Annotated in this window: 19 protein-coding genes; 12 read left to right on the top strand and 7 right to left on the bottom strand. The window is 73.0% G+C overall.

Going from position 1 to position 26,089, the window contains the following annotated elements; translation table 11 throughout:
* Positions 1-45: 45 nt before the first annotated feature.
* On the bottom strand, positions 46-969 hold the full coding sequence (locus AB0H83_RS48390; RefSeq protein WP_360109583.1) for a hypothetical protein: 924 nt from the start codon (positions 967-969) through the stop codon (positions 46-48).
* A gap of 128 nt (positions 970-1,097) precedes the next feature.
* Positions 1,098-1,868: an alpha/beta hydrolase family protein gene (locus AB0H83_RS48385; protein ID WP_360109580.1), complete on the bottom strand. Its 771-nt coding sequence runs from the start codon at positions 1,866-1,868 to the stop codon at positions 1,098-1,100.
* 33 nt (positions 1,869-1,901) lie between these two features.
* On the opposite strand from AB0H83_RS48385, the gene AB0H83_RS48380 reads away from it, so the two are divergent.
* The 4 genes from AB0H83_RS48380 (at position 1,902) to AB0H83_RS48365 (ending at position 8,806) form a co-directional block, all read left to right on the top strand.
* A complete protein-coding gene (locus AB0H83_RS48380) occupies positions 1,902-3,128 on the top strand; it encodes an MFS transporter (RefSeq protein WP_360109577.1) in 1,227 nt (408 codons plus the stop codon).
* Between the two features lie 225 nt (positions 3,129-3,353).
* Positions 3,354-5,324 (top strand): glycosyltransferase, encoded by a 1,971-nt coding sequence (locus tag AB0H83_RS48375; RefSeq protein WP_360109574.1) that lies wholly within the window; start codon positions 3,354-3,356, stop codon positions 5,322-5,324.
* Positions 5,321-6,427 carry a glycosyl hydrolase gene (locus tag AB0H83_RS48370; protein WP_360109571.1) on the top strand — a complete coding sequence of 369 codons (1,107 nt, stop codon included), beginning with the start codon at positions 5,321-5,323 and terminating at the stop codon, positions 6,425-6,427. The genes AB0H83_RS48375 and AB0H83_RS48370 overlap by 4 nt, the downstream gene beginning before the upstream one ends.
* Before the next feature lie 9 nt (positions 6,428-6,436).
* Positions 6,437-8,806 (top strand): Hsp70 family protein, encoded by a 2,370-nt coding sequence (locus tag AB0H83_RS48365; protein ID WP_360109568.1) that lies wholly within the window; start codon positions 6,437-6,439, stop codon positions 8,804-8,806.
* Positions 8,807-8,904: 98 nt separating this feature from the next.
* On the opposite strand, the gene AB0H83_RS48360 is transcribed toward AB0H83_RS48365, so the two are convergent.
* Positions 8,905-9,669: a hypothetical protein gene (locus AB0H83_RS48360; RefSeq protein ID WP_360109565.1), complete on the bottom strand. Its 765-nt coding sequence runs from the start codon at positions 9,667-9,669 to the stop codon at positions 8,905-8,907.
* 88 nt (positions 9,670-9,757) lie between these two features.
* Between AB0H83_RS48360 and AB0H83_RS48355 the strand changes: the two genes are divergently transcribed.
* Positions 9,758-10,180, top strand: coding sequence for an NUDIX domain-containing protein (locus tag AB0H83_RS48355; RefSeq protein ID WP_360109562.1), 423 nt, complete (start codon positions 9,758-9,760; stop codon positions 10,178-10,180).
* Positions 10,181-10,210: 30 nt separating this feature from the next.
* Here the strand turns inward: AB0H83_RS48355 and AB0H83_RS48350 are convergent, their stop codons facing one another.
* Positions 10,211-11,461 carry an endo-1,4-beta-xylanase gene (locus AB0H83_RS48350; RefSeq protein WP_360109559.1) on the bottom strand — a complete coding sequence of 417 codons (1,251 nt, stop codon included), beginning with the start codon at positions 11,459-11,461 and terminating at the stop codon, positions 10,211-10,213.
* Positions 11,462-11,478: 17 nt separating this feature from the next.
* On the opposite strand from AB0H83_RS48350, the gene AB0H83_RS48345 reads away from it, so the two are divergent.
* Entirely contained in the window at positions 11,479-11,808 is a 330-nt protein-coding gene (locus AB0H83_RS48345; protein ID WP_360109556.1) for a DUF4259 domain-containing protein, read from the top strand.
* A 33-nt stretch (positions 11,809-11,841) separates the two neighbouring features.
* Here the strand turns inward: AB0H83_RS48345 and ileS are convergent, their stop codons facing one another.
* Positions 11,842-14,961, bottom strand: coding sequence for an isoleucine--tRNA ligase (ileS, locus tag AB0H83_RS48340; protein WP_360109553.1), 3,120 nt, complete (start codon positions 14,959-14,961; stop codon positions 11,842-11,844).
* 437 nt (positions 14,962-15,398) lie between these two features.
* Between ileS and AB0H83_RS48335 the strand changes: the two genes are divergently transcribed.
* On the top strand, positions 15,399-16,808 hold the full coding sequence (locus AB0H83_RS48335) for a condensation domain-containing protein (RefSeq protein ID WP_360109550.1): 1,410 nt from the start codon (positions 15,399-15,401) through the stop codon (positions 16,806-16,808).
* Here the strand turns inward: AB0H83_RS48335 and AB0H83_RS48330 are convergent.
* Positions 16,787-17,566, bottom strand: a complete 780-nt coding sequence (locus tag AB0H83_RS48330) for a methyltransferase domain-containing protein (protein ID WP_360109547.1) — start codon at positions 17,564-17,566, stop codon at positions 16,787-16,789. The two genes, AB0H83_RS48335 and AB0H83_RS48330, sit on opposite strands and share 22 nt — an antisense overlap.
* 99 nt (positions 17,567-17,665) lie before the next feature.
* Between AB0H83_RS48330 and AB0H83_RS48325 the strand changes: the two genes are divergently transcribed.
* Together AB0H83_RS48325 and AB0H83_RS48320 are read left to right on the top strand one after the other, a co-directional pair.
* The gene (locus AB0H83_RS48325) at positions 17,666-18,418 is read left to right on the top strand and encodes an MBL fold metallo-hydrolase (RefSeq protein ID WP_360109544.1); all 753 of its coding nucleotides are present in this window, start codon (positions 17,666-17,668) and stop codon (positions 18,416-18,418) included.
* Complete coding sequence (locus AB0H83_RS48320; protein ID WP_360109541.1) at positions 18,415-19,026, top strand: VTT domain-containing protein; 612 nt, start codon at positions 18,415-18,417, stop codon at positions 19,024-19,026. The genes AB0H83_RS48325 and AB0H83_RS48320 overlap by 4 nt, the downstream gene beginning before the upstream one ends.
* Before the next feature lie 477 nt (positions 19,027-19,503).
* Here the strand turns inward: AB0H83_RS48320 and AB0H83_RS48315 are convergent, their stop codons facing one another.
* Positions 19,504-21,675: an alkaline phosphatase family protein gene (locus AB0H83_RS48315; RefSeq protein WP_360109538.1), complete on the bottom strand. Its 2,172-nt coding sequence runs from the start codon at positions 21,673-21,675 to the stop codon at positions 19,504-19,506.
* Between the two features lie 204 nt (positions 21,676-21,879).
* On the opposite strand from AB0H83_RS48315, the gene AB0H83_RS48310 reads away from it, so the two are divergent.
* The 3 genes from AB0H83_RS48310 to AB0H83_RS48300 all read left to right on the top strand — a co-directional run bounded on the left by AB0H83_RS48310 (position 21,880) and on the right by AB0H83_RS48300 (position 25,902).
* A complete protein-coding gene (locus AB0H83_RS48310; RefSeq protein WP_360109535.1) occupies positions 21,880-23,442 on the top strand; it encodes a CYTH and CHAD domain-containing protein in 1,563 nt (520 codons plus the stop codon).
* A gap of 69 nt (positions 23,443-23,511) precedes the next feature.
* Positions 23,512-24,489, top strand: coding sequence for a DNA topoisomerase IB (locus tag AB0H83_RS48305; protein ID WP_360109532.1), 978 nt, complete (start codon positions 23,512-23,514; stop codon positions 24,487-24,489).
* Between the two features lie 12 nt (positions 24,490-24,501).
* Positions 24,502-25,902, top strand: coding sequence for an FAD-binding oxidoreductase (locus tag AB0H83_RS48300; RefSeq protein WP_360109529.1), 1,401 nt, complete (start codon positions 24,502-24,504; stop codon positions 25,900-25,902).
* Positions 25,903-26,089 lie beyond the last annotated feature (187 nt).

Below are 26,089 nucleotides of genomic sequence, written 5' to 3'. Positions count from 1 at the left end.
GCCCGTCGGGCGGCGCGGGTCGTCGCCTCGGCCACGTCGGACGCCTCAGTGGGCGATGTCGACCACGATGCGGGTCGGATCGGCCAGCAGCATCACCCGGAAGCCGGTGCGGTGGTGCGTGGTGATGAACGCCGACACGGTGCCGTTGTCGTACACGGTGAACGCCACCGACTGCGCCTGCGTCAGCCCGACCGGCACGGGATTCGGCCCGGCCACGGCCCCGCGCTGGGTGGTGGCGGCGGTGAGGCCGACGTGGATCGTCGCCGGCGCGGGGACGGTGTAGCTGACGCTGATCAGCGGGGTGCCCGCCGTGGCGAGGTCGAACACCACCCGGTCGTAGCCGGGGTGCGCGGCCGCCCGCACGCCCGTGACCTGGACCTGTGCCGCGGTGCCGGCGCCGCCCTGGAACCGTTCGGTGGTGAACGGCTGGCTGGGCTGGTGCGCGACGTCCACGGCGATCCGCGGCGGGTCGGTCAGCCGCAGCACCCGGAAGCCGACCCGGTCGGCGAGTCCGAGGCCGAAGCTGATGTACCCCTCCGAAGCGCCACCGGACCGGATCTGACGCAGGGTCGGCAGCCGCGGGTCGTAGACCCGGCCGAGATCGATCGTGGACGCGCCGGTGGCGACGTCGTACGGGTACGCCCCGTCGAACACGACCCGCAGCGTCGCGGCGCCGGCGACCGGGACCGGGGTGCCGGTGCCCTCGGCGACCAGCGGCCCGTACTCGACCCGGTACCCGGGGGTGCCGCCGGTGAAGTCGAAGACGGTGCGGTCGTAGTGCTCGTGCAGCCCGGTGCGCACCCCGAGCAGGGTCGGCGGGTGCGGGTCCCACGGCGGCACGGACGCCGCGCCCGTGACCGGCGTGACGCTGGTCGGGGCGGGCAGGTCCCCCGCCGCGGCGGCGGCGCCCGGCACCAGGAGGACCGGCGCGAGAACGAGGACGGCGGACAGGGTTCGGAGCTTGGTCATCCACATGGCGGTGACCTTCCAGGGGTGCGGATCGATGACACGACCCAGACGCCCGTGCCACCCGTCCGGTTGACAGCCCCGGGCGTGCAGTCCTCGATTCGACAGATGAGCCCGTCCGCCCCGGCGGGTCAGGAGGGCAGGGGGAGCCAGGCGAGGACGTCGCGGATCTTGTCGTCCCAGTGGGTCCACTCGTGGGTGCCGGGGCCGAACTGGGACGTCAGTGGCACGCCGCGGGCGGCGCACGCGTCGCGGAAGCGGACGTTGCCCTCGTACAGGACGTCCTCGGTGCCGCACCACTGGAACAGCGGCGGCGGGTCGGCGACCTTGTCGAGCAGGGCGAACAGGTCGTTGTCGCTGCCGGCGAACGGGGTGTCGCCGAACACGCGGCGCCACATCATGGGGTCGAGCGGCGACGGGCCGGTGCGCATGCGTTCGCCGAGGTCGAGGGCGCCGGAGAGGCTGGCGGCGGCGGCGTAGCGGTCGGGGTGGCGCAGGGCGAGCTTGAACGCGCCGTAGCCGCCCATCGACAGGCCCGCCACGTACGTCTCCGCGGGGCGGGAGGAGAGGCGGAAGAAGCCGCGGGCGATCGCGGGCAGCTCGTCGGCGACGAACGTCCAGTACGGGCGGCCCCACACCTCGTCGGTGTAGAAGCTGCGGTGGACCTGCGGCATGACGACGGCGATACCCAGGTCGGCGACGTACCGCTCGATCGAGGTGCGGCGGGTCCAGGTGGTGTCGTCGTCGCTGAGGCCGTGCAGCAGGTAGAGGGTGGGCAGGTCACCGTCGCGGCCGCTGCCGGACATGCCGATCTGCCCCGTCGTGCGCTGGGGCAGCACCACGGTCATCGAGGTGCTGAAGCCGAGGACGTCGGAGAAGAAGTCACAGCGCATGAGGGCCATGCCCCACCCTAGACACGCTTTAAGGTGGGCGGTGTGGAACTCCGCGCCAACGCCGCCCTCGCCGCGTTGTCGGTGGCCACGTTCACGTTCGTCACCGTCGAGGTGATGCCGATCGGGCTGCTGACGCTGATCGCCGACGACCTGGGGCGCAGCCGGGCCGAGGTGGGGATGCTGCTCACCGGGTATGCGGCGGTGGTGGTGCTGCTGTCGGTGCCGATGGCGGCGGTGACCCGCAGGATGCCGCGGCGGCTGCTGCTCGGCACGACCCTCGGGGTGTCCGCGGTGGCCACGGCGGTGTCGGCGGTCGCGGAGGGCTACGTGATGCTGCTCGGCGCGCGGCTCGTGGTCGCCTCGACGCAGGCGCTGTTCTGGTCGATCGTCGGCTCGACCGCCACGGCGATGTTCCCGCCGTCGCGGCGGGGCCGCACCGTGGCCCGGATGTCGATCGGGGCGGCGCTCGCCCCGGTGCTCGGCGTGCCGGCCGGCACCTGGCTGGGCCAGCAGCTGGGGTGGCGGGCCGCGTTCGGGGTGATGGCCGTGATCGGCGCGGCGACCTGCGCCGCGGTCGTGCTGCTGCTACCGGCGTCGCTGCCGTCGGGGGCCGCCTCCGCACGGGCGGCCGCCCCGGACCGGCGGCGCTACCTGCTGCTGCTCCTGGTCACCACGCTCGGGGTGGCGGGGGCGATGACGGCGCAGACGTACGTGACGCCGTTCCTGCTGGACGTGACCCGCTTCGCCGCGCCGTCGCTCGGGCCGCTGCTGCTGGTCTCCGGCGCTGGCGGGATCGCCGGGACGCTCGTCGCCGGCCGGTTCCTGGACCGGCACCCGTGGCCGGCCCTCGCCGTGCCGATGGCGCTGCTGTGCGCGGCGGCGGTCGTGCTGTACGCCGGCGGCACCGTGCGCGTGCTGACGATCCTGGCCCTGGCCACGACCGGCGCGGCGTACGCGGCGTTCGCGGCCGCGGTGCAGAACCGGGTGCTGCAGGTCGCGCCGGGCAGCACCGACATGGCGTCGGCGGGCAGCAGCTCCTCGTTCAACATCGGCATCTCGGGCGGCTCGTTCCTCGGCGGCGTGATCATCGAGGACGTCAGCGTGCGGGCGGTCGCGCTCGCCGCCGCCCTGCTCCTCGCCGCGGCGCTGGCGGCGCTGCTGCTCGACCCGCTGCTGCCACGGCGCGAGCCGTCCGCTGCGGCGCGGCAGCGGCACGAACCACTCAAGGCCGCCGCATGTCCGGAAAAGTCCGGTAATCCGCACGTGTGATGCTGTCGGATCTCCTACATTCACACTTTGTATCAGGCCTCGAACCACGCCCCCAGAAGGCACCGGGCTGCATCCACCAGCGCAAACGTAATGTCAGACATTTATGTGTACCAATGCATAAACGATCGAAAGTGTATTCGGCGCGATGGGCGGGCTCACTTACGATCGGGCTGGTTGAGGCAAATTCTGCGCACCAGAGCAGGCGACCGGTGAGGGGGCAGGCAAGTGGCGGACGAGCACGCCGCGACCGTCCGCACCACGCCCGCCGAGAAACGAGCGCTGGCGCGGCGCCTCCGCGACGCCGACACCCACCGCGCCTACGCGGCCTGCAACACCCTCACCGGTCCCCTGACCACCCCTGCCGGTCCCCATTTGCCGGTCGTGTACAGAAGCACGGCCCGGCCGGCGCAGCGGTTCATGCTCAGCGTCCTCATTTCGCTGAACTTCCTCACCGCGATCGTCTTCATCGGCTGGCTCGCCCTGCCCCGGCACGTCCCCGGCGCGGTGTCCGGCGCCGGCGCCCTCGACTGGCACGTGGTCGTGGCCCGGGTCGCGTTCTGCTTCGTGCTGCTGGTCGAGCTGGTACGGCTGCTGCAGAACCTCGCCGTGTGGGTGTTCGCGTGGAAGGCCGCCGACCCGGTGCCGATGGTGCCCGAGCCGGGGCTGCGCATCGCGATGCTCACCACGATCGTGCCGGCGAAGGAGCCGCTCGACGTCGTGGAGCGCTCGCTCAAGGCGATGCAGAAGGTCCGCTACCCCGGCCAGGTCGACATCTGGATCCTCGACGAGGGCAACGACCCGCGGGTCAAGGCGATGGCGAAGAAGCTCGGCGTGAAGCACTTCAGCCGCCGCGGCCGGCCCGAGTTCAACCAGCCCGGCGGGCCGTTCCGGACCAAGACGAAGGCCGGCAACCACAACGCGTGGCGCTTCACCCACGAGCACGTCTACGACGTGGTCGCGCAGATGGACCCCGACCACGTGCCGCTGCCCAGCTTCCTGGAGCGCACCGTCGGCTACTTCCGCGACCCCGACGTCGCCTTCGTCGTCGCCCCGCAGGTGTACGGCAACATGTACGGCGGCTGGGTCGTGCACGGCGCGTCGGTGCAGCAGTACCTGTTCAGCGGCCTCATCGAGCGCGGCGCCAACGGCCTCGGCGCGCCGCTGCTCATCGGCACCAACCACCTCTACCGGCCGCTGGCGTGGGCGCTGATCGACGGCTACCAGGACAGCATCATCGAGGACCACCTCACCTCGATGGTCGTGATGGGGGCGAAGAACCCGCTCACCGACCGGCGCTGGAAGGGCGTGTACACCCCCGACGTCATCGCCGTCGGCGAGGGCCCGACGACCTGGACCGACTACTTCAACCAGCAGAAGCGCTGGGCGTACGGGGTGTGGGAGATCCTGCTGCGCGCCCGGCCCTACCTCAAGCGGCTGAGCGCCTCGCAGCGGCTCTGCTACGGCCTCGTGCAGTCCTACTACCCGAGCGTCGCGCTGTCCGCCGTGTCCGGCACCCTCGCCACCGCCGCCTACCTCGGCTTCGGCATCGGCGCGATGCGCGTGGAGTGGCAGCTGTGGCTGCTGCTGTGGTCGGCGAGCATGGGCAGCTGGGCGCTGCTGTGGCTGTGGCTGCGCCGGTTCAACCTCGCCGAGCACGAGCGGCGCGAGCTGGGCGTGCACGGCATGCTGCTCGCGTTGTTCGCGGTGCCGGTGTACGTCGTGGCCGGCGCCGCCGCGCTGCTGCGCCGTCCCCTGGCGTACGCGGTGACCGCGAAGGGCCGCCTCGCCAGCGCGGACGGGCCGAGGTCGTTCCGCCTGCACGCGGCGTGGGCCGGGCTGTCCGCGGCGCTGCTCGGGATCAGCGGGTGGCTCGGGCACCACTCCGACGCGCTGCGGTTCTGGTCCGCGCTGAGCATCGTCGCCGGGGTCTGCCCGCCGCTCATCGCGTGGGTCACCCGGCTGCGCAACCGCCGCATCACCGAGCAGGAGGCCGACCTCACCCAGCAGACCGGCCCGCTGGTCATGACGGTGCGCGGCAAGGCCGCCGTGGTCCGCGAGTCGATCACCACCACGTCCACGATCCGGCTGTCGGACCTGCCGCACGTGCCCGGCCTCGACCTCGTCGTGCCCGGCCCGCGCCCCGCCGCGTCCCCTGACGTGTCCCCCGCCGCGTCTGCCACGAAGGAGCCGGTGTGATCACCCTGCCCCGGCTCATGCTCGCCGTGCTGCTGCTCGTCGCCGGCTACACGTTCGTGGTCGCACCGCAGGTCGCCGCGGGCACCGGGCCGTCCGTACGGTGGGAGACGAAACGGGCCGAGCCGCGCCCCACGTTCACCCCCGGCCCCAGCACCGGGCAGCGGAAGACCTTCCCGCAGGCGGGCAAGGCGTTCTTCGGCGTGTTCACCTCCCGCGGCCCGGCCGACCTCACCGAGTACGACGGGTTCGTCGCCGCCGCCGGCAAGCAGCCGCAGGTGATGATGTTCGCGCAGGGCTGGGCGGTGGCGAAGACGTTCGACCGGCAGCCGTTCGACCGCATCACCAACCGCGGCATGCTGCCGATGCTCGCCTGGGAGCCGTGGAACTTCCGCTCCGAGTCCAAACAGGACCGCCAGCGCGGCAACCAGCCCGAGTACCGGCTGTCGAAGATCACCGGCGGCGCCTACGACGACTACGTCAAGGCCTGGGCCGCCGGCGTGAAAAGCCTCGGCTACCCGGTCGCGATCCGCTTCGCGCACGAGATGAACGGCTACTGGTACCCCTGGTGCGAGTCTGCCAACGGCAACCGCAAGGGCGACTACGTCGCCGCGTGGCGGCACGTGCACGACCTGTTCGAGGCCGCCGGCGCCCGCAACGTCATCTGGGTGTGGAGCCCCAACGTCGCCTACGACGGCTCCACCCCGCTGCAGCAGCTGTACCCCGGCGACGACTACGTCGACTGGGTCGGCCTGTCCGGCTACTACGGCACCGGCGGCCTGGAGGATTACCAGACCTTCGACCAGATCTACCGCAAGACCCTCACGTCCGTCGCGGCGCTCACGAAGCGGCCCGTCGTCGTCACCGAGGTCGCCGCCACCGACGCGGCCGGCCGCAAGGCGGAGTGGATCACCGACCTGCTCAAGACGCTGCCGAAGCACCCCGAGATCATCGGTTTCCTCTGGTTCGAGTCGGTCAAGGAGACCGACTGGCGCATCGCGGCCACCCCGGCGGCGTCGAAGGCGTTCGCGGCCGGCATCGCCCAGCCGTACTTCACCGCCACCTACACCCCCGACATGGTGCCCCGCACCGTCGCTGTTCGCTAGGAGCTCGTCGTGACGGGACACGTCGTCGGCATCGACCTGGGCACGTCCAACACCGTCGCCGTCATCCGCTCCCCCGACGGCCGGCGCCGCCCGGTCCTGTTCGACGGCGCGCCGCTCATGCCGTCCGCGGTGTACCTGCAGGACAACGGGCAGCTCGCGGTCGGCCGCGACGCGCAGCGCCTCGCCCAGCTCGACCCGGCACGCTACGAGCCGAACCCGAAGCGGCGCATCGACGAGACCACTGTCCTGCTCGGCAACACCGAGGTCCCGACCCGCGAGATGCTCGCCGCCGTGCTCGGCTCCGTCGCCGCCGGGGTCGCCGAGGTGACCCGTACCCCACCGCCGGTCGTGCTCACGTATCCGGCGTCGTGGGCGTACACCCGCCGCACCCTGCTGCAGGAGGCGGCCACCCGCGCCGGATGGCGGGAGGTCACCCTCGTCCCGGAGCCCGTCGCGGCCGCCCGCTACTTCATCAGCGCCCTCAACCACCCGCTGCCGCGCGGCGCCGCCATGGTCGTCTACGACTTCGGCGGCGGCACCGTCGACATCGCCGTCGTGCGCCACGACGAGGCCGGCTTCACCGTCATCGGCGCCGGCGGCCTCGAGGACGTCGGCGGGCTCGACCTCGACGCGGCCCTGGTCGAGCACGTCGGCGGCCTGCTGCGCCGCACCGACCCTGTCGCGTGGCAGCGCCTGCAGCAGCCGGCGACCGCGCAGGACCGCCGCGACCGGCGCCTGTTCTGGGAGGACGTCCGCGGCGCGAAGGAGATGCTGTCGCGCACCGCCGCCGCCCCCATCTCCGTCCCCGGCGTCGAGGCCGCCCTGCACCTCACCCGCGACGAGCTCGAGTCGCTGGTCGAGCCGATGCTGCGGCAGACCGTCGCGGAGACCGCCCGGGTCGTCGCCGGTTGCCGGCTCGCCCCCAACCAGCTCGCCGGGATCATGCTCGTCGGCGGTTCGTCGCGGGTACCGCTGGTCGCCCGCATGCTGCACCGCTCGCTCGGCGTGGTCCCGACCGTCCTGGAGCAGCCGGAGCTGCCGGTCGCCGAGGGCGCCGTCGTGCACCCGGCGGAGCTGGCCGGCGCGCCGGCCACCGGCACCGCGTCGGTGAGCGTGCCGTACCAGACGCAGGGGTACCAGCTGACCTCGCCCTCGCTCTCGCAGAGCGGCGTGGTGTACGGCTCGCCGACCACCGCGGCGCCTCCTGTCTCGGCTGTGCCCGTCTCGGCTGTTCCTGTTTCGGGGGTGCCTGTTTCGGGGGTGCCTGTTTCAGGGGTGCCTGTTTCAGGGGTGCCTGTTTCAGGGGTGCCCGTCTCGGGGGTGCCCGTGTCCGCGCCGCCGGTGCCTGTCTCCGGTGCGCCCGCCCCGCCCGCCCCGCCTGCCCCGCCTGCCCCTCGCCGGCGTCGCCTCGCCCTCATCGCCGGCGCCGTCGTCGCCGCCCTGCTCGCCGGTGCCGCCGTCTGGTACCTCACCCGCCCGGACCCCCTCGGCTCCTGGGAGACCCTGCCGAAGGTGCCGACCGAGCTGGCCGGGTCCCCGGCCGACATCGAGGGCGCCGGCGCCGCGTTCTTCGACGGCAAGCTGTACGTCATCGGCGGCATGACCGCCGCCAACCCCCGTGAGCAGCTCAAATCCGTCTGGATCTTCGACCCCGGCACCGGCGGGTGGACGCCGGGACCGGCCCTGGAGACCGGCACGACCCAGATGGCCGTGGTGGTGACCCCGAGCGGCCAGCTGAAGATCCTCGGCGGCTACACCGCGCGCGGCGCCACCGCCAACGCCTACGTCCTCGACGGCAACCGCTGGCGCACCGACACTCCCCTGCCCGAACCCCGCCTGGCCGGCGCCGCCGTGTACGACGGCACCACCACCATCTTCGCCGGCGGCACCGGCAGCGACGGCAAGCCGAAGGACACCATCTGGAAGCTCGACGCCGACGGCACCGCCTGGACCCCGCTGGCCGGCAAGCTGCAGCACCCCCGCACGAAGCTCACCGCGGGCACCGACGGCGCCGGCGTCGCCTGGTTCATCGGCGGCACCGGCGACGGCACCACGTACGCCGACATCGACACCGTCGCGCAGGGCGAGGTCAAGCCGCCCACCCTGAAGCTCCCCCAGCCCCGCGAGGCGGCCTCCGCCGTCGTCCTGGAGGGCTACGGCCTGTGCGTCCTCGGCGGCCACCACGGCGAGCGGGTGTACCAGTGGTGGTGCGCCAAGGACGGCATCGCCGACCGCCTGCCGGCCCTCACCGTCCCCCGCGCCGGCATGGCCGTCACCACCACCACCGGCAACACCGTCTACGCCGTCGGCGGCTACAACACCGCGAACAAGTCCAACGGCAGCACCGACGCGGAACGCTTCACCGCCAAGGAGTCCTGACCCTCCTTCGCCGGCTGCCACCGCTTCTCAGAGAGGAGGGAAATCGGGGTCTACACAACGATTTCCCTCCCCTTTGTGCAGCGCCCGCCGGTCGCGCCTCACTCGAATGCGAACTCGAAGTCGCCGCTCTCGATACGACCGACGAGCGCGCCGGCGTCGTCGGCCTGCCGGACTCCGCTCTCCCATCCGGCGCTGGTGTTGTCGATCAGCAGCACCGGTGCAGGCTCGCTGCGGAGGTCGAGCACCAGGTGCTCACGGGCGCCGTCACCACCGACGATCGCCATGCCCGGGTGCGTCTCGGTGCCGTCGTCCCACGCCGCGTGCAGCTGCAGCATCTCGCGCGGCGTGTTGAGCCACACGTACGCCCCGCTGGTCAACCAGCCTCGCCGGAACCACGACCCACCTTGGAGATAGCTCCGCCAAGCCGCGGGCAGGGGCCGCCCCAGCGCCTCCTCGGCCTCGGCGAACTCCTCGGCGCTCACCGGGCCGCGGTAGTCGGCCTCTTCCGTGATGGCGCCGACGATGTGAGCATTGAGCGCCGCGACGTCCCCGGCCGGAATCAGGTACCCCGGTTCGCCCCGGCGATCGGCGCGACAGGTCTCCACGAAGGACCGCTCCACTTCGAAGCGGGCGACATAGCCGGCACCTTCCGCGGGCACGATCCGCTCCCGGGTGATCCTCGCAGCATGCCGGCGATCGGGCACCGCGGAGAACCCTGGCCGGCCCGGTGCGGCAGGCGGCCACGCCCGCCGGCCGGACGCCGCGACCAGGTCCAGTTCCGCCTGCCCGACGGCCCGCCACAGCACGAGCGTGTCCGGCTGCTGCCCAGCGCCCGCGCCGGCGTCGTGATCATGATCAGGCACGTCGACCATTCTGACGGAGTACGCGGGCCTTCACCCAGTCGGCCGCTCCAGGACCGCCGCAGCCTCCTGCGCCTGGCACGATTGCCCCATGGCGACGTACGAGGTTGCGCTGGTGCTCCTCGTCGACCTCTCGGGGGCGGTGCTCATGCAGCACCGCGATGACCGCACGCTGGTCTCCCCCGGCCAGTGGAGCCTGCCGGGTGGCCACGTCGAGCCGGGCGAAACCCCTGAGCAGGCGGCGCACCGGGAGTTGCGGGAGGAGAGCGGCCTGACGGTGGGCGAGCTGACCGCGTTCTGGAGCGGCCCGCGGCCGTACGAGGCCGGTTTCCCCCACACGGTGACCGTACATGTGTTTCGCGGCACGACCGGTGCCCGGCAGCAGGACGTGGTGGTCGGCGAGGGCCGCGCCATGGTGTTCGTCCCCCGGGATGAGCTTCTCGACCGCGACCTCGCCGTCACGACCGCCGCGGTGCTGCCGCTGCACCTCGGGAACGCACCGGAGTTGCATTGATCCACCGCCGTCCAGCAGTGCCGGGGATGCTCAGGTGAGCGTGACCGTCTGCGTCGTGCGGCCAGCGGCGATGGTGAACGGGACTCCGTCGACGGTGTAGTCGCCGAGGTACGCGCGGACGGTGAGCGTGCCGTCCGGGGACGTGCGCATGCCGGTCGGCGGCAGCCACCATTCGCCCTTGACGAGGGACTCCAGGGCGTCGTACGACGGCTTGCGGGTGCCGTCGGCGCGCACCAGGCCGGCCGGGGCGCCGAGCCAGGCCCCGTCGTCCGTGAGCCCCCAGTAGTTGACCGACTGTACCGCCGGGTGCGCGAACAGCGTCCGGTAGTGGCGGACCACGTCGTCGGCCTGGCGGGCCTCGCCCTCGGGGGTGCTCGGCCACTGCGGGATCCGGTAGTCGTTGAGGTCGTCGATGTCCGGCGGCATCAGGTGCCCCGACACCAGCGTGGTCTCCGTCAGGTGCAGCGGCAGGCCGTACCTGGCGAACCGGTCCAGCACGCCGGCGGTGTACTCCTCGCCGCGGTACCCCTGGTGCATGTGCGTCTGGAGGCCGATCGCGTCGATGCGTACGCCTGCCTCCAGCACGCCCTCGATCAGGCACTCGTAGGCCGAGGACAGGTCGAAGTCGTTGAGGACGAGCGTCGCCGCAGGATTGGCGGCGCGGGCCTCCTCGAACGCCATCCGCACCATGTATATGCGGCCGCGGGCCCGGGCCAGCGGCGTGATGGCGTTGTCCCCGTTGGCGAACACCGGCATGATGACGGCCTCGTTGATGGCGTCCCAGGTGTCGACCAGCCCGGCGAACCCGCCCGCGAGGTCGCGGATCCGGGCCCGCAGCAGGCGCTCCACCTCGTCCAGGTCCAGGCCCAGCAGCCACGACGGCTGCACGGTGTGCCAGACGAGGGGGTGGCCCTTGACGGTGACGCCGCGCTCGGCGAACCAGCGGGCGGTGGCGCTCAGCCGCGCGGTGTCCGGCGCGCCGCGGCGCGGCTCGTAGCCGCCCCAGTAGAACGGCAGTGTCGCGGTGTTGAACAGGTTGAGCCACAGCTCGCCGGCCCGGTCGAGGTCGAGCCGGCCGGCCTGCCCGAACGTCTCGACGTCCCCGGCGCCGGTCGGCTCGGGGCCGCCGGCGAGCGGGACGAAGTCGAAGCCGATGTTGCCGAACGCGAACGCGTGGCGCTGCTGCGCCACGGTGACGGTGCGGTCGGCGGCGGGCCGGCCGTCGGGCGCGAGGACGGTGAGCGCGACCTCTCCGGTGCGGTGCGTGAGCGTGCGGTCCATGGGTCGGGCGGACCTCCGTGCGTCAGGTGTGGTCGGGCACCAGCGTAGGCCGGCGGGCGGCGCCACGGGAACGGCCGGCGGTCGAGGCGATCGCCGCGGCCGCCGTCGTAGCCTCCCAGCTGCCCGGCGGCGCCCCGGTCACGTCCTCCTACGCGCCGGACTTCCTGCTCGATGGCGGCCGCGTCGACGTGCCCGGCGACGTCCCAGCGCTGGCCGTGCGGGCGTTGGACCGCGTCGTCGTCGAGGAGTCCGAGTGGCTTGAGCTCTGGGAGGAGTCCGACGCCGGCGGGCAGGCCGTGGCGGTCGTGCAGCAGCTGCGCACCGTCATCGCCGCCGCCGGGCGGTAGCCGGCGGGTGGCGGCGATGACGGTGCGGCGCGGTCAGGACTTGCGGAGCCAGAAGGTGAGGCCGAGCGACTCGTCGGTGAACGGCACCGCGTCCGGCCAGGTCGGCTCGCCCTCGCCGTAGGCGGTGGCGAGGACGTCGTCGGTGACCAGGTCGCGGTGCTCGGCCAGGGCGAGCGCCGTGTCGTCGCGGGTGGTGGTGTACCGCAGCTCGATGCGGTCCATCACGTCCAGGCCGCTGGACTTGCGGGCCTCCTGGATCTGCCGGACGGCGTCACGGGCCAGGCCGGCGCGCTCCAGCTCCGGGGTGAGGCGCAGGTCCAGGGCGAGGGTGGCGCCGGAGTCCGCGGCGACGGTCCAGCCCTCCCGCGGGGTCTCGGTGATGAACACCTCGTCCGGGGTCAGCTCGACCGGGGCGCCGTCGACGACGACCGTCGCGGTGCCCACCCGCAGCGCGTCGCGCAGCGCGAGGGCGTCGGCGGCGGCGATCGCCTTGGCGACGTCCTGGACGCCCTTGCCGAACCGCTTGCCCAGGGCCCGGAAGTTCGCCTTGGCGGTCGCGTCGACGAGCGAGGAGCCGGCCGCGTCGACGGGGACGACGGCGGCGACGTTCAGCTCGGCCGCGATCTCCGCGAGCAGGTCCGCCGGCAGCTGGTCGAAGCCGGCCGCCGAGGCCAGGGCCCGCGACAGCGGCTGCCGGACCCGCATGCCGGAGTCGGCGCGCGCCGCCCGGCCCAGCTCGACGAGGCGCCGGGCGAGGGCCATCTGCGCCGACAGCGCCGGGTCGACCAGGGACGCGTCGACCCGCGGGTACTCGGCGAGGTGCACCGACGGCGGCGCGTCCGGCGACGCGGGCACCACGATGTCCTGCCAGACCCGTTCGGTGATGAACGGCACGATCGGGGCCAGCAGCAGCGTCACCGTCGACACGACCTCGTGCAGGGTCGCGAGCGCGGCGGGGTCGCCGCGCCAGAACCGGCGGCGGCTGCGGCGCACGTACCAGTTGGACAGGTCGTCGACGAAGGCGGCCAGGAGCTTGCCGGTCTCGTGGGTGTCGAAGACGTCCATGGCGGCGTCGACGCGACCGACGAGGGTGTGCAGCTCCGACAGCACCCAGCGGTCCATGACGGGCCGGTCGGCGACCGCAGGGTCCGACGGCGACGGGGTCCAGCCGGCGGTGCGGCCGTACAGCGCCTGGAACGCGACCGTGTTCCAGTACGTCAGCAGCGTCTTGCGGACCACCTCCTGCAGGGTGGTGTGCCCGACCCGCCGCGCGGACCAGGGCGAGCCGACGGCGGCCATGAACCAGCGGACCGCGTCGGCGCCGTGCCGGTCCAGCAGCGGGATCGGCTCCAGGATGTTGCCGAGGTGCTTGGACATCTTGCGGCCGTCCTCGGCGAGGATGTGCCCGAGGCAGACCACGTTCTCATAGCTGGACCGGCCGAAGACCAGGGTGCTGACCGCCATCAGCGTGTAGAACCAGCCGCGGGTCTGGTCGATCGCCTCGGAGATGAACTGCGCCGGGAAGCGCCGCTCGAAGACGTCGGCGTTGCGGTACGGGTACCCGAACTGCGCGAACGGCATCGCGCCGGAGTCGTACCAGGCGTCGATGACGTCGGGGACCCGGGTCGCGGTCTCGCCGCAGTGGCAGGCGAACGTGATCTCGTCGATGAACGGCCGGTGCGGGTCGAGGCCCGACAGGTCCCGGCCGGTGCGTTCGCTCAGCTCGGCGAGGGACCCGACGCAGGTCAGGTGCTCGCCGGGGCAGCGCCAGATGGGCAGCGGGGTGCCCCAGTACCGTTGCCGGGACAGCGCCCAGTCGACGTTGTTGACGAGCCAGTCGCCGTACCGGCCGTGCTTGACGCTCTCCGGCTGCCAGGTGGTGCGCTCGTTCTCGCGCAGCAGGTCGTCGCGGATCGCGGTGGTCCGCACGTACCAGGACGGCTGGGCGTAGTAGATGAGCGCGGTGTGGCAGCGCCAGCAGTGCGGGTAGCTGTGCTCGTAGGGCACGTGCCGCAACAGCAGCCCCCGCGCCTGCAGGTCCGCGACCAGCGGGGTGTTCGCGTCGCGGAAGAACATGCCGCCGACCAGCGCGATGTCCGGTTCGAACGTGCCGTCGCGGCGGACCGGGTTGATCATCGGCAGCCCGTACGCGCGGCAGCTGGCGAGGTCGTCGGCGCCGAACGCCGGCGACTGGTGGACCAGGCCGGTGCCGCTGTCGGTGGTCACGTAGGAGGCGAGGATCACGATGTGCGCGCCGGGCACGTCGACGAGGTCGAACGGCGGGCGGTAGGTCCACCGTTCCAGCTCCTTGCCGGGGTACGACTCGCCGGTCAGCGTCCAGCCGTCGCCCAGCACCGCGCCGACGAGCGGCTCGGCGAGCAGCAGCTGCTCGGTGCCGTCGGTGGCGACGACGTACGTGACGTCGGGGTTGACGGCCACGGCGGTGTTGGACACGAGGGTCCACGGCGTCGTCGTCCACACCAGCATCGCGACCCGCCCGGCGAGCGGGCCGGAGGTGAGCGGGAACCGGACGAACACGGACGGGTCGACGTCGGTCTCGTACCCCTGTGCCAGCTCGTGGTCCGACAGCGCCGTCTGGTCCCGGGGGCACCACGGCGCGACCCGGAAGTCCTCGACCAGCAGGCCCTTGTCGAAGATCTGCTTGAGCGACCACCAGACGGACTCGATGTAGGGCGGGTCCATCGTCCGGTACGCGTCGTCCATGTCCACCCAGTAGCCCATGCGGTGGGTGAGCTCGGCGAACGCGTCGGTGTGCCGGGTCACCGACTCGCGGCACCTGGCGTTGAACGCGGCGATGCCGTATTCCTCGATGTCCTGTTTGCCGGTGAAGCCGAGCTCCTTCTCCACCGCCAGCTCGACCGGCAGTCCGTGGCAGTCCCAGCCGGCCTTGCGCTCGACGTGGTAGCCCTTCATCGTCCGGTACCGGGGGAAGACGTCCTTGAACACCCGGGCCTCGATGTGGTGCGCGCCGGGCATGCCGTTGGCGGTCGGCGGGCCCTCGTAGAACACCCACTCGGGCCGGCCGCGGGACTGCTGCAGGCTGCGGGCGAAGACGTCACGGTCGCGCCAGAGGCGCAGGACGTCGTGGTCGAGGGAAGGCAGGTCGACCTGGGCAGGCACGGGGCGGTACATGATCTGGTTCCTCCGTCGGACGCGATGCTGCACACCAACGGAGGGACGAGGCATACACCCCGCGGTACCACCCTCCTTGACCGCGGCGGGCGCGGCCCCCTCGACAGGGTTGCGGCCGGTTCTACTCGGCGCGGACGCCTTTCCTCCGGCGGCTCCGGGGTGATCTTCACGTCGCGCACACCGCCGGGCTTCCACCGTCCCCGGCTCGCTGCTGGCTGCGTGCGGCGCTACTCGTCCCCATCAACGCCTTGCCCCACCATGGTACCCACCTGGCCCAGCCATATTCCCGTGGGCGGCCGCCCCTGGGGCGGCTCGGGCGGGCCGTAGTGCGATCCACCGCAATGGGCCGCAATCCGGACCGTTCCGTCGATACGACCTGCGTCGATCGCTGTGCAACGATCCATGCCTGCGACCGCGGCAGTGTGGAGGTTCGAGCAATGGTGGAGCGCATCGTCGTGGCCTTCGAGGGCGACGGGGCCGGCGTCGGCGGCCTGACCTGGGGCCAGCAGCAGGTGTGGCGGGCGATCGTGGAGGTCGGCGCCTCGATGAGCATGGGCGGGGTCGTGCCGGTCACCGACGGCCGCGTCGTGCCCGACTTCGTCGAGGAGCTGCGGTTCCTGATGAGCCGGTTCGCGTCGCTGCGCTCCCGTCTGGTCTTCGACGAGCCGTGGCACGCCACCTCCGTCGACGCGTGTCATCTGGTACGGCAGGAGATCGCCGAACGCGGCGAGACAGTCCTGGAGGTCCACGACGCCGCCGACGACGAGGACCCGGGTGCGCTCGCCGCGGCGCTGTTCGCCGAGTGGAAGGCCCGCGACTTCGACTACACCGGCGAGTGGCCGATCCGGGAGGCGGTCGTGCGGCACCGCGGCGCGGTCACCCACGTCGTCGTGCTCGTGCTGCACCTCGCCTCCGACGGCAGCGGCCTCGGCACCATGATCCGCGAGCTCGCCGAGCGCGACCCGGTGACCCGGCAGCCACGCGGGCCGTACACGGCGATGCAGCCCCTCGCCCTCGTCGAGGCACAGCGGTCCTCGAAACGGCAGACCGACACGGCGCTGCGCTACTGGGAGGCGCAGCTGCGCGCGATCCGGCCGCGGCGCTTCCCCGCCACCGCCGACCGGGGCGAGCCGCGGTGGCACCGGGTGATGTGGCGCTCCACGGCGCTGCTGCTCGCCGCGCAGCGGGTCGCGGCCGCGCTCGGCACCGACACCGCGCCGGTGCTGCTGGCCGCGTACGGCACCGCGTTCAACACCGTCACCGGGCAGACCGCGCCGTTCGCCACGCAGGTCATCGTCAGCAACCGCTTCCGGCCGGGCCTCGCCGACGTCGTCACCCCGCTCGCACAGAACGGCCTCGTCGTCGTCGACCTCAGCGGGGTCACCGCCCGGGAGGCGATCGACCGGACCCGCCGCGCGTCGATGAACGCCTCGAAGCACGCGTACTACGACCCGGCCGCCCGGCTCGCCCTCATCGACCGGGTCGGCGCCGAGCACGGCGAGCCGGTCGACCTGGCGGTGTTCTACAACGACCGGCGGGGTGGGGTGGTCCAGGCGCAGGGCCCCCTGGACACGGTGCCGACCATCGCCGGCATCGAGGCGGCGCTGCCGCTGACCGAGCTGGTGTCGGACACGCCGATGCCGTACTTCAACGAGAAGCTCATGGTCAACGTCGACGACGTCGTCGGCACGATACAGCTCACCGTCGAGGTGGACACCCACTACCTGGCGATCGGGGACCTGCACCGGCTGCTGGCGGCGATGGAGGCGTTCACGGTCGGCGCCGCCCGGTCACTGGACCAGGCGGCCGCGCAGGTCGTGACCGCTCAGGCGGTCGCCTCGAGGTAAATGCTCTCGTCGTTGCGCAGGACCTGGTCGAGGTCGGCCACGTCCTGCCGCGCGCCCTCCCGGTAAGCCCGCACCGCGATGCCGTCCGGGTCGAACCCGGCGGCGGTGAGCACGTACCGCAGCTCTTCGAGGTCGTAGATCCAGCGGTGGCCGTACACGTAGAACAGCTGGTTGAACATGAAGGCGCCGCGCGGCGGCATCTTCGGCGCGACACCGCTCAGCGCCCGGTCGACCCGGCGGCGGTGCTTGCCGAAGAAGCCGTCGCCGTTGACGTAGCTCTGCGCGTAGATCTTCAGGTCGGGCGTAGTGATCCGCACGAACCCGCCCGGCTTGAGGACCCGCTTGACCTCCGTGAGCCACACGATGCCGGCCTTCATCGACACGTGCTCGATGAGGTGCTCCGCGTACACCCAGTCCACGGCGTCGTCGACGATCGGCAGCGGCTGGGAGATGTCCATCTCGGCGAAGAACGCCGACCCGTCGACGCGGTAGATGTGCCCCCGCTCGGAGGTGAGCTCCGGGCTGCTGACCGACACCAGATCGGTGCCGAGCGCCTGCGGGTGGTCGGTCTTGAACGCGGCGAACTCGATGCCTGTGATCCCCAGCTGGTCGAGCTGCTCGCGGGTGATGAGATCGGTGCTGAGCAGCAGCTCGAGCTTCTCGCACTTGCCGAGGTCGGCGGTGAACGAGTCGACCACCGCCTCGATCCCCTGCGGGTCTTCCCAGTCCCAGGCTAAACCCGCTGCATCGGTGGACATCGTCGGATGGTCCTTCCACGGAAAGTTGGTTGATCTAAACATGCCGTGCAGTGGCCCACAAGCAGCGGAGCGTGACAGCCCGTCGGGCAGTATTGGCTCATGAACATCACCTGGTGGGGGCATGCGACGGTGGCCGTGGCCGACCGTGGCACCACGATCCTGACCGATCCGGTGCTGCGCAACCGGCTGGCGCACCTGCACCGCCGCCGCGGCCCCCGGCCCGTCCTGGCCGCCGCGCCGGACGCCGTGGTGATCTCCCACCTGCACGGCGACCACTGCGACGTACCGTCGCTGCGGGCCCTGCCGGCGTCCACCAGGCTGCTCGTGCCGCGCGGCGGCGGCGCCTTCCTGCGCTCCCGCCTCGGCGCCGGCCGGGACATCGTCGAGGTCGGCGCGGGCGAGTCCGTCGACGTCGGCGAGCTGCGCGTGCGGGCGGTGCCCGCCAACCACGACGGCCGCCGCAACCCGAAGTCCCGCATCCGCGCCGTCGCGCTCGGCTACGTCATCGAAGGCACCCGCTCGGCCTGGTTCGGCGGTGACACCGGCCTCTTCGACGAGATGCGCTCGCTCGGGCAGATCGACCTGGCGCTGGTGCCGGTGTGGGGCTGGGGATGGACGCTCGGCGCCGGCCACCTCGATCCGGCGGGCGCGGCCGAGGCGATGCGCATCATCAACCCCGCGCAGGCCGTCCCCATCCACTGGGGCACCCTGTGGCCGGTCGGCTGCCAACGGGTCAGGCCCGACCGCTTCCACCGCCCCGGCGACGAGTTCGCCGACCTGACCGCCGCCGCCGCGCCCAAGACCGACGTCCGGGTCCTCGCGCCCGGCGACTCCCTCACGGTGACCGCGTGACCACGTTCGAGGCACTGCTCGCCGCGCTCGCCGGGCTCTTCGCCCTCGTCGCCGTCGGCTCCACCGTGCCGATCCTGCCCACCGGCGCCGCCGTCAGCGCGACCGCGGTCGTCGCCGCGCACCGCAGCCCCCTCGCCCTGCTCGCCGTCGTGGCAGCCGGCGCGGCCGGCGCGTACTGCGGCGACGCGGCCACGTACGCCATCTGCCGGGCCGGCGGCGAGGCCCTCACCCGGCGGCTGCGGCTCATGCGCCAGCCGCTGCAACTCGCCGAGGCCGTCCAGCGCCGCCTGACCGCCCGGCCGGTGAGCGCCCTGCTCGTGTCGCGCCTCGTCCCCGGCGGCCGCATCCCGGTCCTGCTGACCGCCGCGATCGTCGGCCTGTCCTGGCGCCGCTTCGCCACCGCCAACATCGCCGCGTGCGCCCTGTGGTCGACGACGTATGCGGCGATCGGCCTGCTCGGCCGCTCGGTCTTCCCCCAGCCATGGCAGGGCGTGGTGGCGGCGCTGGTGATCGCCCTCGGCGCCACCCAGCTGGCGAGCTGGCTGCGTCATCGCAGGGAACGGCGCGGCCGGCGCGCCCCGGACCCCGCCCCGACGGAGACCGCCTGACACGCCCCGGCGCACGACGTTTCACCGGGTTGATGGTGGTGCTGCGGTTCCTCGCCGCACGGGTGCGGCAAGCGATTCCCCTCCGTGCTGGCGGGCGCCAGCCGGCCAACCGACCCTGCCGATGCCCCTGCCCCTGACCATTGACAGGCGCGGCTGGCGCCGCAGACCGGCCGGGGATCCGCCCCCGGAGCCATCCATGCCCGCTGCCGCTCGCACCGCCTGCGCCGCACGGCATCCGGTGGTCGCACCGCGCCGACCGGACCACCGCGGTGATCCAAGTCGCGCCCCGGCCGCCCGGACGACCACGCCGCGACTTCGATCAACCAGGCAAGATCAAGCCGGCAGGATCACCAGCGACCGATCACAACCCGCGACGGGATCGGGACGTCCCGCCTTCGGAGCCCGGCGCACCGGACGTTCCGCACCTAGTCGGAGGACGTGCCGGGCGGCTCGGTCAGGCGCGACGACCGGTTCGCCTCAATGCGGGCTGTCGACCGGCAGCAGCGGGCGCCCGGGTTCACGCGGTTCGGGCAGCGCCGCCGGGTCCACCGGGTCCACCGGGTCCACGTGGTCCGCCGTGCCCGGACCGCCCACCGCAGCCAGGTCGCCCGCCGCGGCCGGGCTGTCCGCCGTGACGTCGCGCAGGCCCAGGTCGGCCAGCCACTGGACCAGCTGGCGGTGCACCGCGGCCGGGCCGACCGGGGTGCGGTCCAGGCACCGCCAGCCTGCCGGGTAGACCAGCACCGCCTCGGTCTGCCAGCCGCCGATGCCGCCGTGGGAGCCGACCAGCTCCTCGAAGGCGGCGACCTCGTCGGTGCCCGGGTCGACCCGGCTGACCAGGACCAGGTCGCCGACGTTGGCCATGGCCTGGTGGGCGAGGAGGTCCTGGGCGGCGTGCGGGCCGTACGGCAGCAGCGGGTCCTCGCCGTCGACGTGGCCGTCGCGGAGGCGGTGGCGGCCGGCCGGGCCGAAGACGACCGGGCCGTCGACGGAGGACAGGCCGACGACGAGGCCGATGCCGGGGTGTCCGGCAAGGCCCTGGATGAGGGCGGGGCGGGCGCCGCCGATCTCCTCGACGGTGGCGCGGCCGGGGTGTTCGGTCAGGTACAGCATCGCCAGGTTGCCCGAGGCCACCGTGACCACCGGGGCCGGCGCGGCGGCCGGTTTGACGCGGTCGGGGCGGCCGGCCACGGCGAGGAGCAGGTTGTGCGCGCGGGCGCGTTCTTCGTCGTTCGGGTCGGGGGTGGAGGCGGCCACGTGGCCCGCGATCGAGGCGACGACCTCCTCGACGGTCTGCCCGTACCGCTGGGAGAACGTCGCGCCCTGGCTCTGGCCGTGGTCGGAGAGCACGACGATCTCGTAGCGGCGGCCGGCGACGTGGGCGAGGCGGTGCAGGGTGCCGAGGACCCGGTCGAGGCCCTCGAGGGTCTGCAGGGCCTCAGGGCGCAGCGGGCCGGCGTGGTGGGCCACCTCGTCGTAGTCGACGAAGTCGCAGAAGATGGCGGGGGCGCCGCGGGTCATCTGCTCCGCGATGAGGGAGACGTTGAGGTCGCGGAGCAGGACGTTGGTGACGGCCCGCAGCGCCACGTACGCGGCGGTGCGTGGTACGCGCGGGTACACGTTGCGGAAGCGCTGGCGGCGGGCCTGCTGGATCTCCTTGAGCATCTCGCCGACGGACAGCACGATGGCGCGGGCGAAGCCGTACGGGCTGGCGACGAACGCCAGGTAGCCGCGGGCGGTGCGGCCGGGCAGGCCGGCGTTGCTGAAGGTGAGCAGGCTGGTCGGCGCGTCGCCGGAGAAGACGTTGCTGATGCTGGCGCCGCCGTCGGCGAGCAGCCCCCGGCCCGTCGAGATGCGGGCCTCCACCTCGGCGGCGTCCCTGGGGCGGTTGGTGACCACGAGCCGGTCGGTGGCTTTCTCGTACCAGCGGAACGCCGGCACCTGCGACTCGCTGCCGTGCAGGATGCCGGCCTGGCTGGCGGGGGTCGTCGCGGGCATGCCGGTGTGCCAGGGCACCAGCGCGTGCGTGCCGGTGCGCAGCCACTTGCCGAGGTTGGGCAGGTTGCCGGCCTTGACCGCCCACGACAGCAGCGGCGCGGACAGGCCGTCGATCTGGACGAACAGGACACCGGGCTCGGTCGCGGGGCGCTCGTGGTTGCGGCGCACCATCTGCCGCAGGGTCTGGCCGAGGAACACGTCGTCGCTACCGGCGTCGGCGAGCCAGTTGACCAGGGCGGTGAGCACGGCGGCGGTCCAGCTGGCGACCCACGCGTCGAGGACGCTGCCGACCGAGACGCCCTCGGCGACGCGCAGGGCGGTGAACATGACGCCGGTCTGCAGCAGCACCCCGACGAGCAGGACCCCGAGCCCGCCGACGACGACGGAGACGCCGAACAGCACGACGCGCATGAGGGTGCCGATGAGGGCGAGCAGGATGGTGAGCTCCACCAGCGCGACCGGTCCGCCGGTGGCGGTGACGCCCGGCAGCAGCCAGAAGGTGACGGCGAGGACCACCACGGAGGTGACGCCGCTGCGCAGCAGCGACTTGCCCCAGGCGATGGTGAGCCGCCAGTCGCGCAGCATCCGCGCGGCGAACCGGACCCGCTGCCCGATCACGGACAAGGTCACGACGCGCACCAGCCAGCTCACCCGACCAAGGTTACGTCCCGCCGATCACGGGAATTTCCGAATGGAACACCTCGGAAACCGTACGCTCATCCGAGAGGGTGACGCGGCAGGTGTACGGGTGCCGGACGCGCTGCCGCCCCCCGCACCGGAAACGGGGCAAGGCACCTCTTCCCGGCCTCCCGTTTGCCTTTCCGCGCCCGCACGTTCGCTCGGTAAGGTATCGACATGGCCGAAAAGCTTGAGGTGGAACGGAAGTACGAGCTGCCCGACGGCTTCACGATGCCCTCGATGATCGGGATCGCCGATGTGGCAAAGGTTACAGAGCCCGATGACCAGCATCTGGACGCCACGTACTACGACACCGCCGGGCTGCGCCTCACCTCCGGCAGGATGACGCTGCGCCGCCGCAGCGGCGGCCACGACGCCGGCTGGCACCTCAAGCGGCCCTCCGGCGGGGAGCGCAGCGAGCTGCAGGTGCCGGTCGGCGACGACGAGCAGGCCCCGCCGCCGCGGATCACGACCGAGGTCCGCGCGGTGACCCGCGGCGAGCCGCTGCGCCCGGTCGCCCGCATCCGCACCCACCGCGTCGAGCAGGGGCTGCAGGACGCCGCCGGCACCACGGTCGCGCTCGTCGCCGATGACATCGTGGACACCGAGTCGCTGGTCGGCACCCGCGTCGTGCAGCGCTGGCGGGAGCTGGAGGTCGAGCTGGTCGACGGCTCCCCCGACGACCTCGCCCGCATCGACGAGGCCCTGCGCGCCGCCGGCGCCCGCCCGTCGGCCTCGCCGTCGAAGCTGTCCCGTGCCCTCGGCCCCGACCACCCGGCCGCCGCCGCCAAGCCCGCCGGGCACGACGAAGCCGCCGGGCAAGGCGGCACCGCCGAGCCGCGGGACGCGGGCCGGCGGGCGCTCGTCGCGTACGTGACCGAGCAGCGCGACGCCGTCGTCGCCCAGGACCCGCAGGCCCGGGCCGGTGACGTCGAGGCGGTGCACGACATGCGGGTGGCGACCCGGCGGCTGCGTTCGACGCTGCGGACGTTCGCGCCGCTGCTGCAGGCGTACGAGGGCGACCTCGACCGTCTGCACGACGAGATCAAGTGGCTGACCGGCCTGCTCGGCGAGGTCCGCGACGACGACGTCATGGCCCTGCGCCTCGCCGACCTGCTCGCCGCCGAGCCGCCGGAGCTCGTCATCGGCCCGGTCGCGGCCCGGGTCTCGGAGCTGCTCGCCGCCCGCACCCAGGCCGCCCGGGAGCGGTTGACCGAGGGACTGGACAGCGAGCGGTACATCGCCCTGCTCAACGACCTCGACGCGCTGGTCGCGGCGGCCGGCGAGGGTGGCCCGGCCGGCAAGGGCAGGCTGCGCCGGCTCGCGCGCAAGGCGGTCCGCCGCGCCGACCGCCGCCTCGCCGCCGCGACCGGCAAGACGGACACGGCGACGACCGACGCCGCCGCGGGCACCGACGTCGCGCTGCACCAGGCGCGCAAGGCGTACAAGCGCGCCCGGTACGCCGCCGAGCTCGCCGCCCCCGTCGCCGGCCCGGGCGCGGCGAAGCTCGCCGACCGGCTCAAGGACCTGCAGGACGTGCTCGGCGCGCACCAGGACGCCATCGTCACCGCCGAGCTGCTGCGCGAGCACGGGCTGCGGGCGTTCGCCGAAGGCGAGAACGCGTTCACCTACGGGCTGCTGCACGCCCGCCAGGCCGAGCACGGCCGGGCGGCCCTCGCCGGCCTGCCCCGGGCCCGCCGCCGCGCCACCCGCCCGAAGGTCCGCCGCTGGCTGTGGTGACGCGGGCGGGTCATCACAGGCGGCGAAGCCGATTGATTGGAACAGTGGCGCCTGGGAATGGGTGACGCCATGCGGTTGCGGCGCAGCACACCAGGCAAGGGCGGCTACCGGCGCAAGGGCCGGGGCAGGGGCTTCAGCTACCACCACGCCGACGGCACCACCGTGACCGACCGGGCGGAGCTGGACCGGATCAAGGCCCTGGTCATCCCGCCCGCCTGGCGTGACGTGTGGATCAGCGACGATCCCCGCGGCCACATCCAGGCCGTCGGCACCGACGCGGCCGGGCGGCGCCAGTACCGCTACCACGACGTGTGGCGGGTCAAGCGCGACGCCGCGAAGTTCGACCACGTCCTGGAGGTCGGCGCGCGGCTGCCGCACCTCCGCAAGCAGGTCGACGCCGACCTGCACAGCAGGGGCTTCGGCCGGGACCGGATCCTGGCCGTCGCGGTGCGGCTGCTGGACGTCGGGTGCTTCCGGATCGGCGGGGAGGCGTACGCGGCCGGCGAGGAGGGCACCTTCGGCCTGGCGACGCTGCTGCGCGAGCACGTCGTGCTGCCCCGAGGCGCGGTCCGGTTCTGCTACCCGGCCAAGGGCGGCATCGAACGCTCCGTCGACGTGACCGACCCGGACGTGCGCACGGTGCTGCAGAAGCTGCTGCGGCAGGACACCGGGCAGGAGGAGCTGCTGGTGTTCCGCGACGGGCGGCGCTGGGTGGACGTGCGCAGCGGCGACATCAACGCGTACCTGCGCGACGTCGGCGGCATCGAGATCTCGGCGAAGGACTTCCGCACCTGGCACGGCACCGTCCTGGCGGCCCGCCTCCTGGCGCAGGAGAAGAAGGTCACGAAGCGGGCCGTGCCTCGGGTCATGCGGGAGGTGGCCCAGTTCCTCGGCAACACCCCCACGGTCGCCAGGGCGTCCTATGTGGATCCGCGGGTGGTCGACCTGTACGGCGGCGGCGTCACGATCCCGAAGGCCGCGACGGGCACCCGGGAGCGGTGCGAGGCGGCGGTGCTGGACCTGCTTGCCGACACCCCGGGTCGATGACACTATCTGCTGGTGCGACTCGATCTTGCAGGTCTTCGTGACACGTTCCACGGCACCCTGGTGACCCCGTACGACCCCGGTTACGAGGCGGCGCGGGTGCTGTTCAACACCCGGGTGCGGACCCGCCCGGCGCTGATCGCGCAGTGCGCGGACACCGCCGACGTCGCCGCCGCGATCGGGTTCGCCCGCGACGCCGGGCTGCCGCTCGCGGTCCGCGGCGGCGGGCACCACGCGGCCGGGTTGTCGCTGGTGGAGGGTGGTGTCGTCGTCGACGTCGGCGGCCTGCGGTCGATCAGCCTGGACGCGCAGGCGCGCACGGTGACGGTCGGGCCCGGCGTCGGCTGGCGCGACATCGACAAGGTGACCTACGTCGAGCACTCGTTCACCGGCGAGGACGGCCTGGAGTACGGGCTGGCCGGCCCCGGCGGCGAGTGCCCGACGGTGAGCAACGCCGGTTACAGCCTCGGCGGCGGCTACGGCCCGCTGGGCCGCACCTACGGGCTGGGCTGCGACCACATCGTCGCCGCGGAGGTCGTCGACGCCTCCGGGACGGTCCTCACCACGAGCGAGGACGAGCACCCGGACCTGTTCTGGGCGCTGCGCGGGGCGGGCGGCGCCGGGTTCGGCGTGGTGACGTCGCTGACGTACCGGCTCAACCCGCTGCCGAAGACCGTGGTCGGCGGCGTGGTCGCGTGGCCGGTCGCCCGGGCCGAGGAGGTGTTCCGCGCCTACCGCGACCTGTACGACGGCCGCACCGACGAGCGGCTCGCGTTCTGCCTGCTGCTGACCACGGAGCCGTACCCGGACGGGGAGCAGGTCGTGGTCATGTACGGCCTCCACGTCGGCCCGCCCGGGGAGGCGGCCGAGGCGCTCAAGCCGATCGAGGCGCTCGGCGAGCCGCTGTTCAGCTCCATCGGGGAGACCTCGTACTTCGACCTCATGCAGGGCATGGGCGAGGAGATCGTGTACGGGCTGCAGTCGAAGTGGCTCGGCGGCTACTTCACCCCGGACGGCTTCGACGAGCCGGCGTTCGCCACGATCCTGGACAGCTTCCGGCGGGTGCCGTCGGGCTACTCGATGGTCCGGTTCGACCTGCTCGGCGGCGGCGCGATCGGCCGGGTCGCCCCGGACGCGACCGCGTTCGTGCACCGGGCGCCGCTGCACTACATCTCGGTCATCGCGCAGTGGCAGGGCGACGAGGAGACCGACCGCAACGTCGCCTGGGTCGACGACTTCGTCGAGCGGCTCGCCCCGCACCTGACCGGCGAGGTGTACCAGAACTACGCCAGCCGGGACCTGACGGACTGGGCCGGCGCGTACTACGGCGCGAACTACGCCCGCCTGCAGCAGGTGAAGCTGCGCTACGACCCGCAGGACGTGTTCCGCACCCCGCAGTCGATCCGGCTGCCGTAGCGGTCGCCGCGCGCCGTAGCGGTCGCCGCGCGCCGTAGCGGTCGCCGCGCGCCGTAGCGGTCGCCGCGCCGTAGCGGTCGCCGCGCGCCGCGGGCTTCACCGAACCGCATCGCCTTGCGGAACAGGATCGGCACGGGTCCTCCTCGGGGGTGTGTGCCGTCCAGGATGACCCATGCGCGCCAGCGCC

It is taken from the genome of Dactylosporangium sp. NPDC050688 (assembly GCF_040654515.1).
In the GTDB taxonomy this organism is placed as follows: domain Bacteria; phylum Actinomycetota; class Actinomycetes; order Mycobacteriales; family Micromonosporaceae; genus Dactylosporangium.
This window is presented reverse-complemented; position numbering and strand designations above follow the sequence as displayed.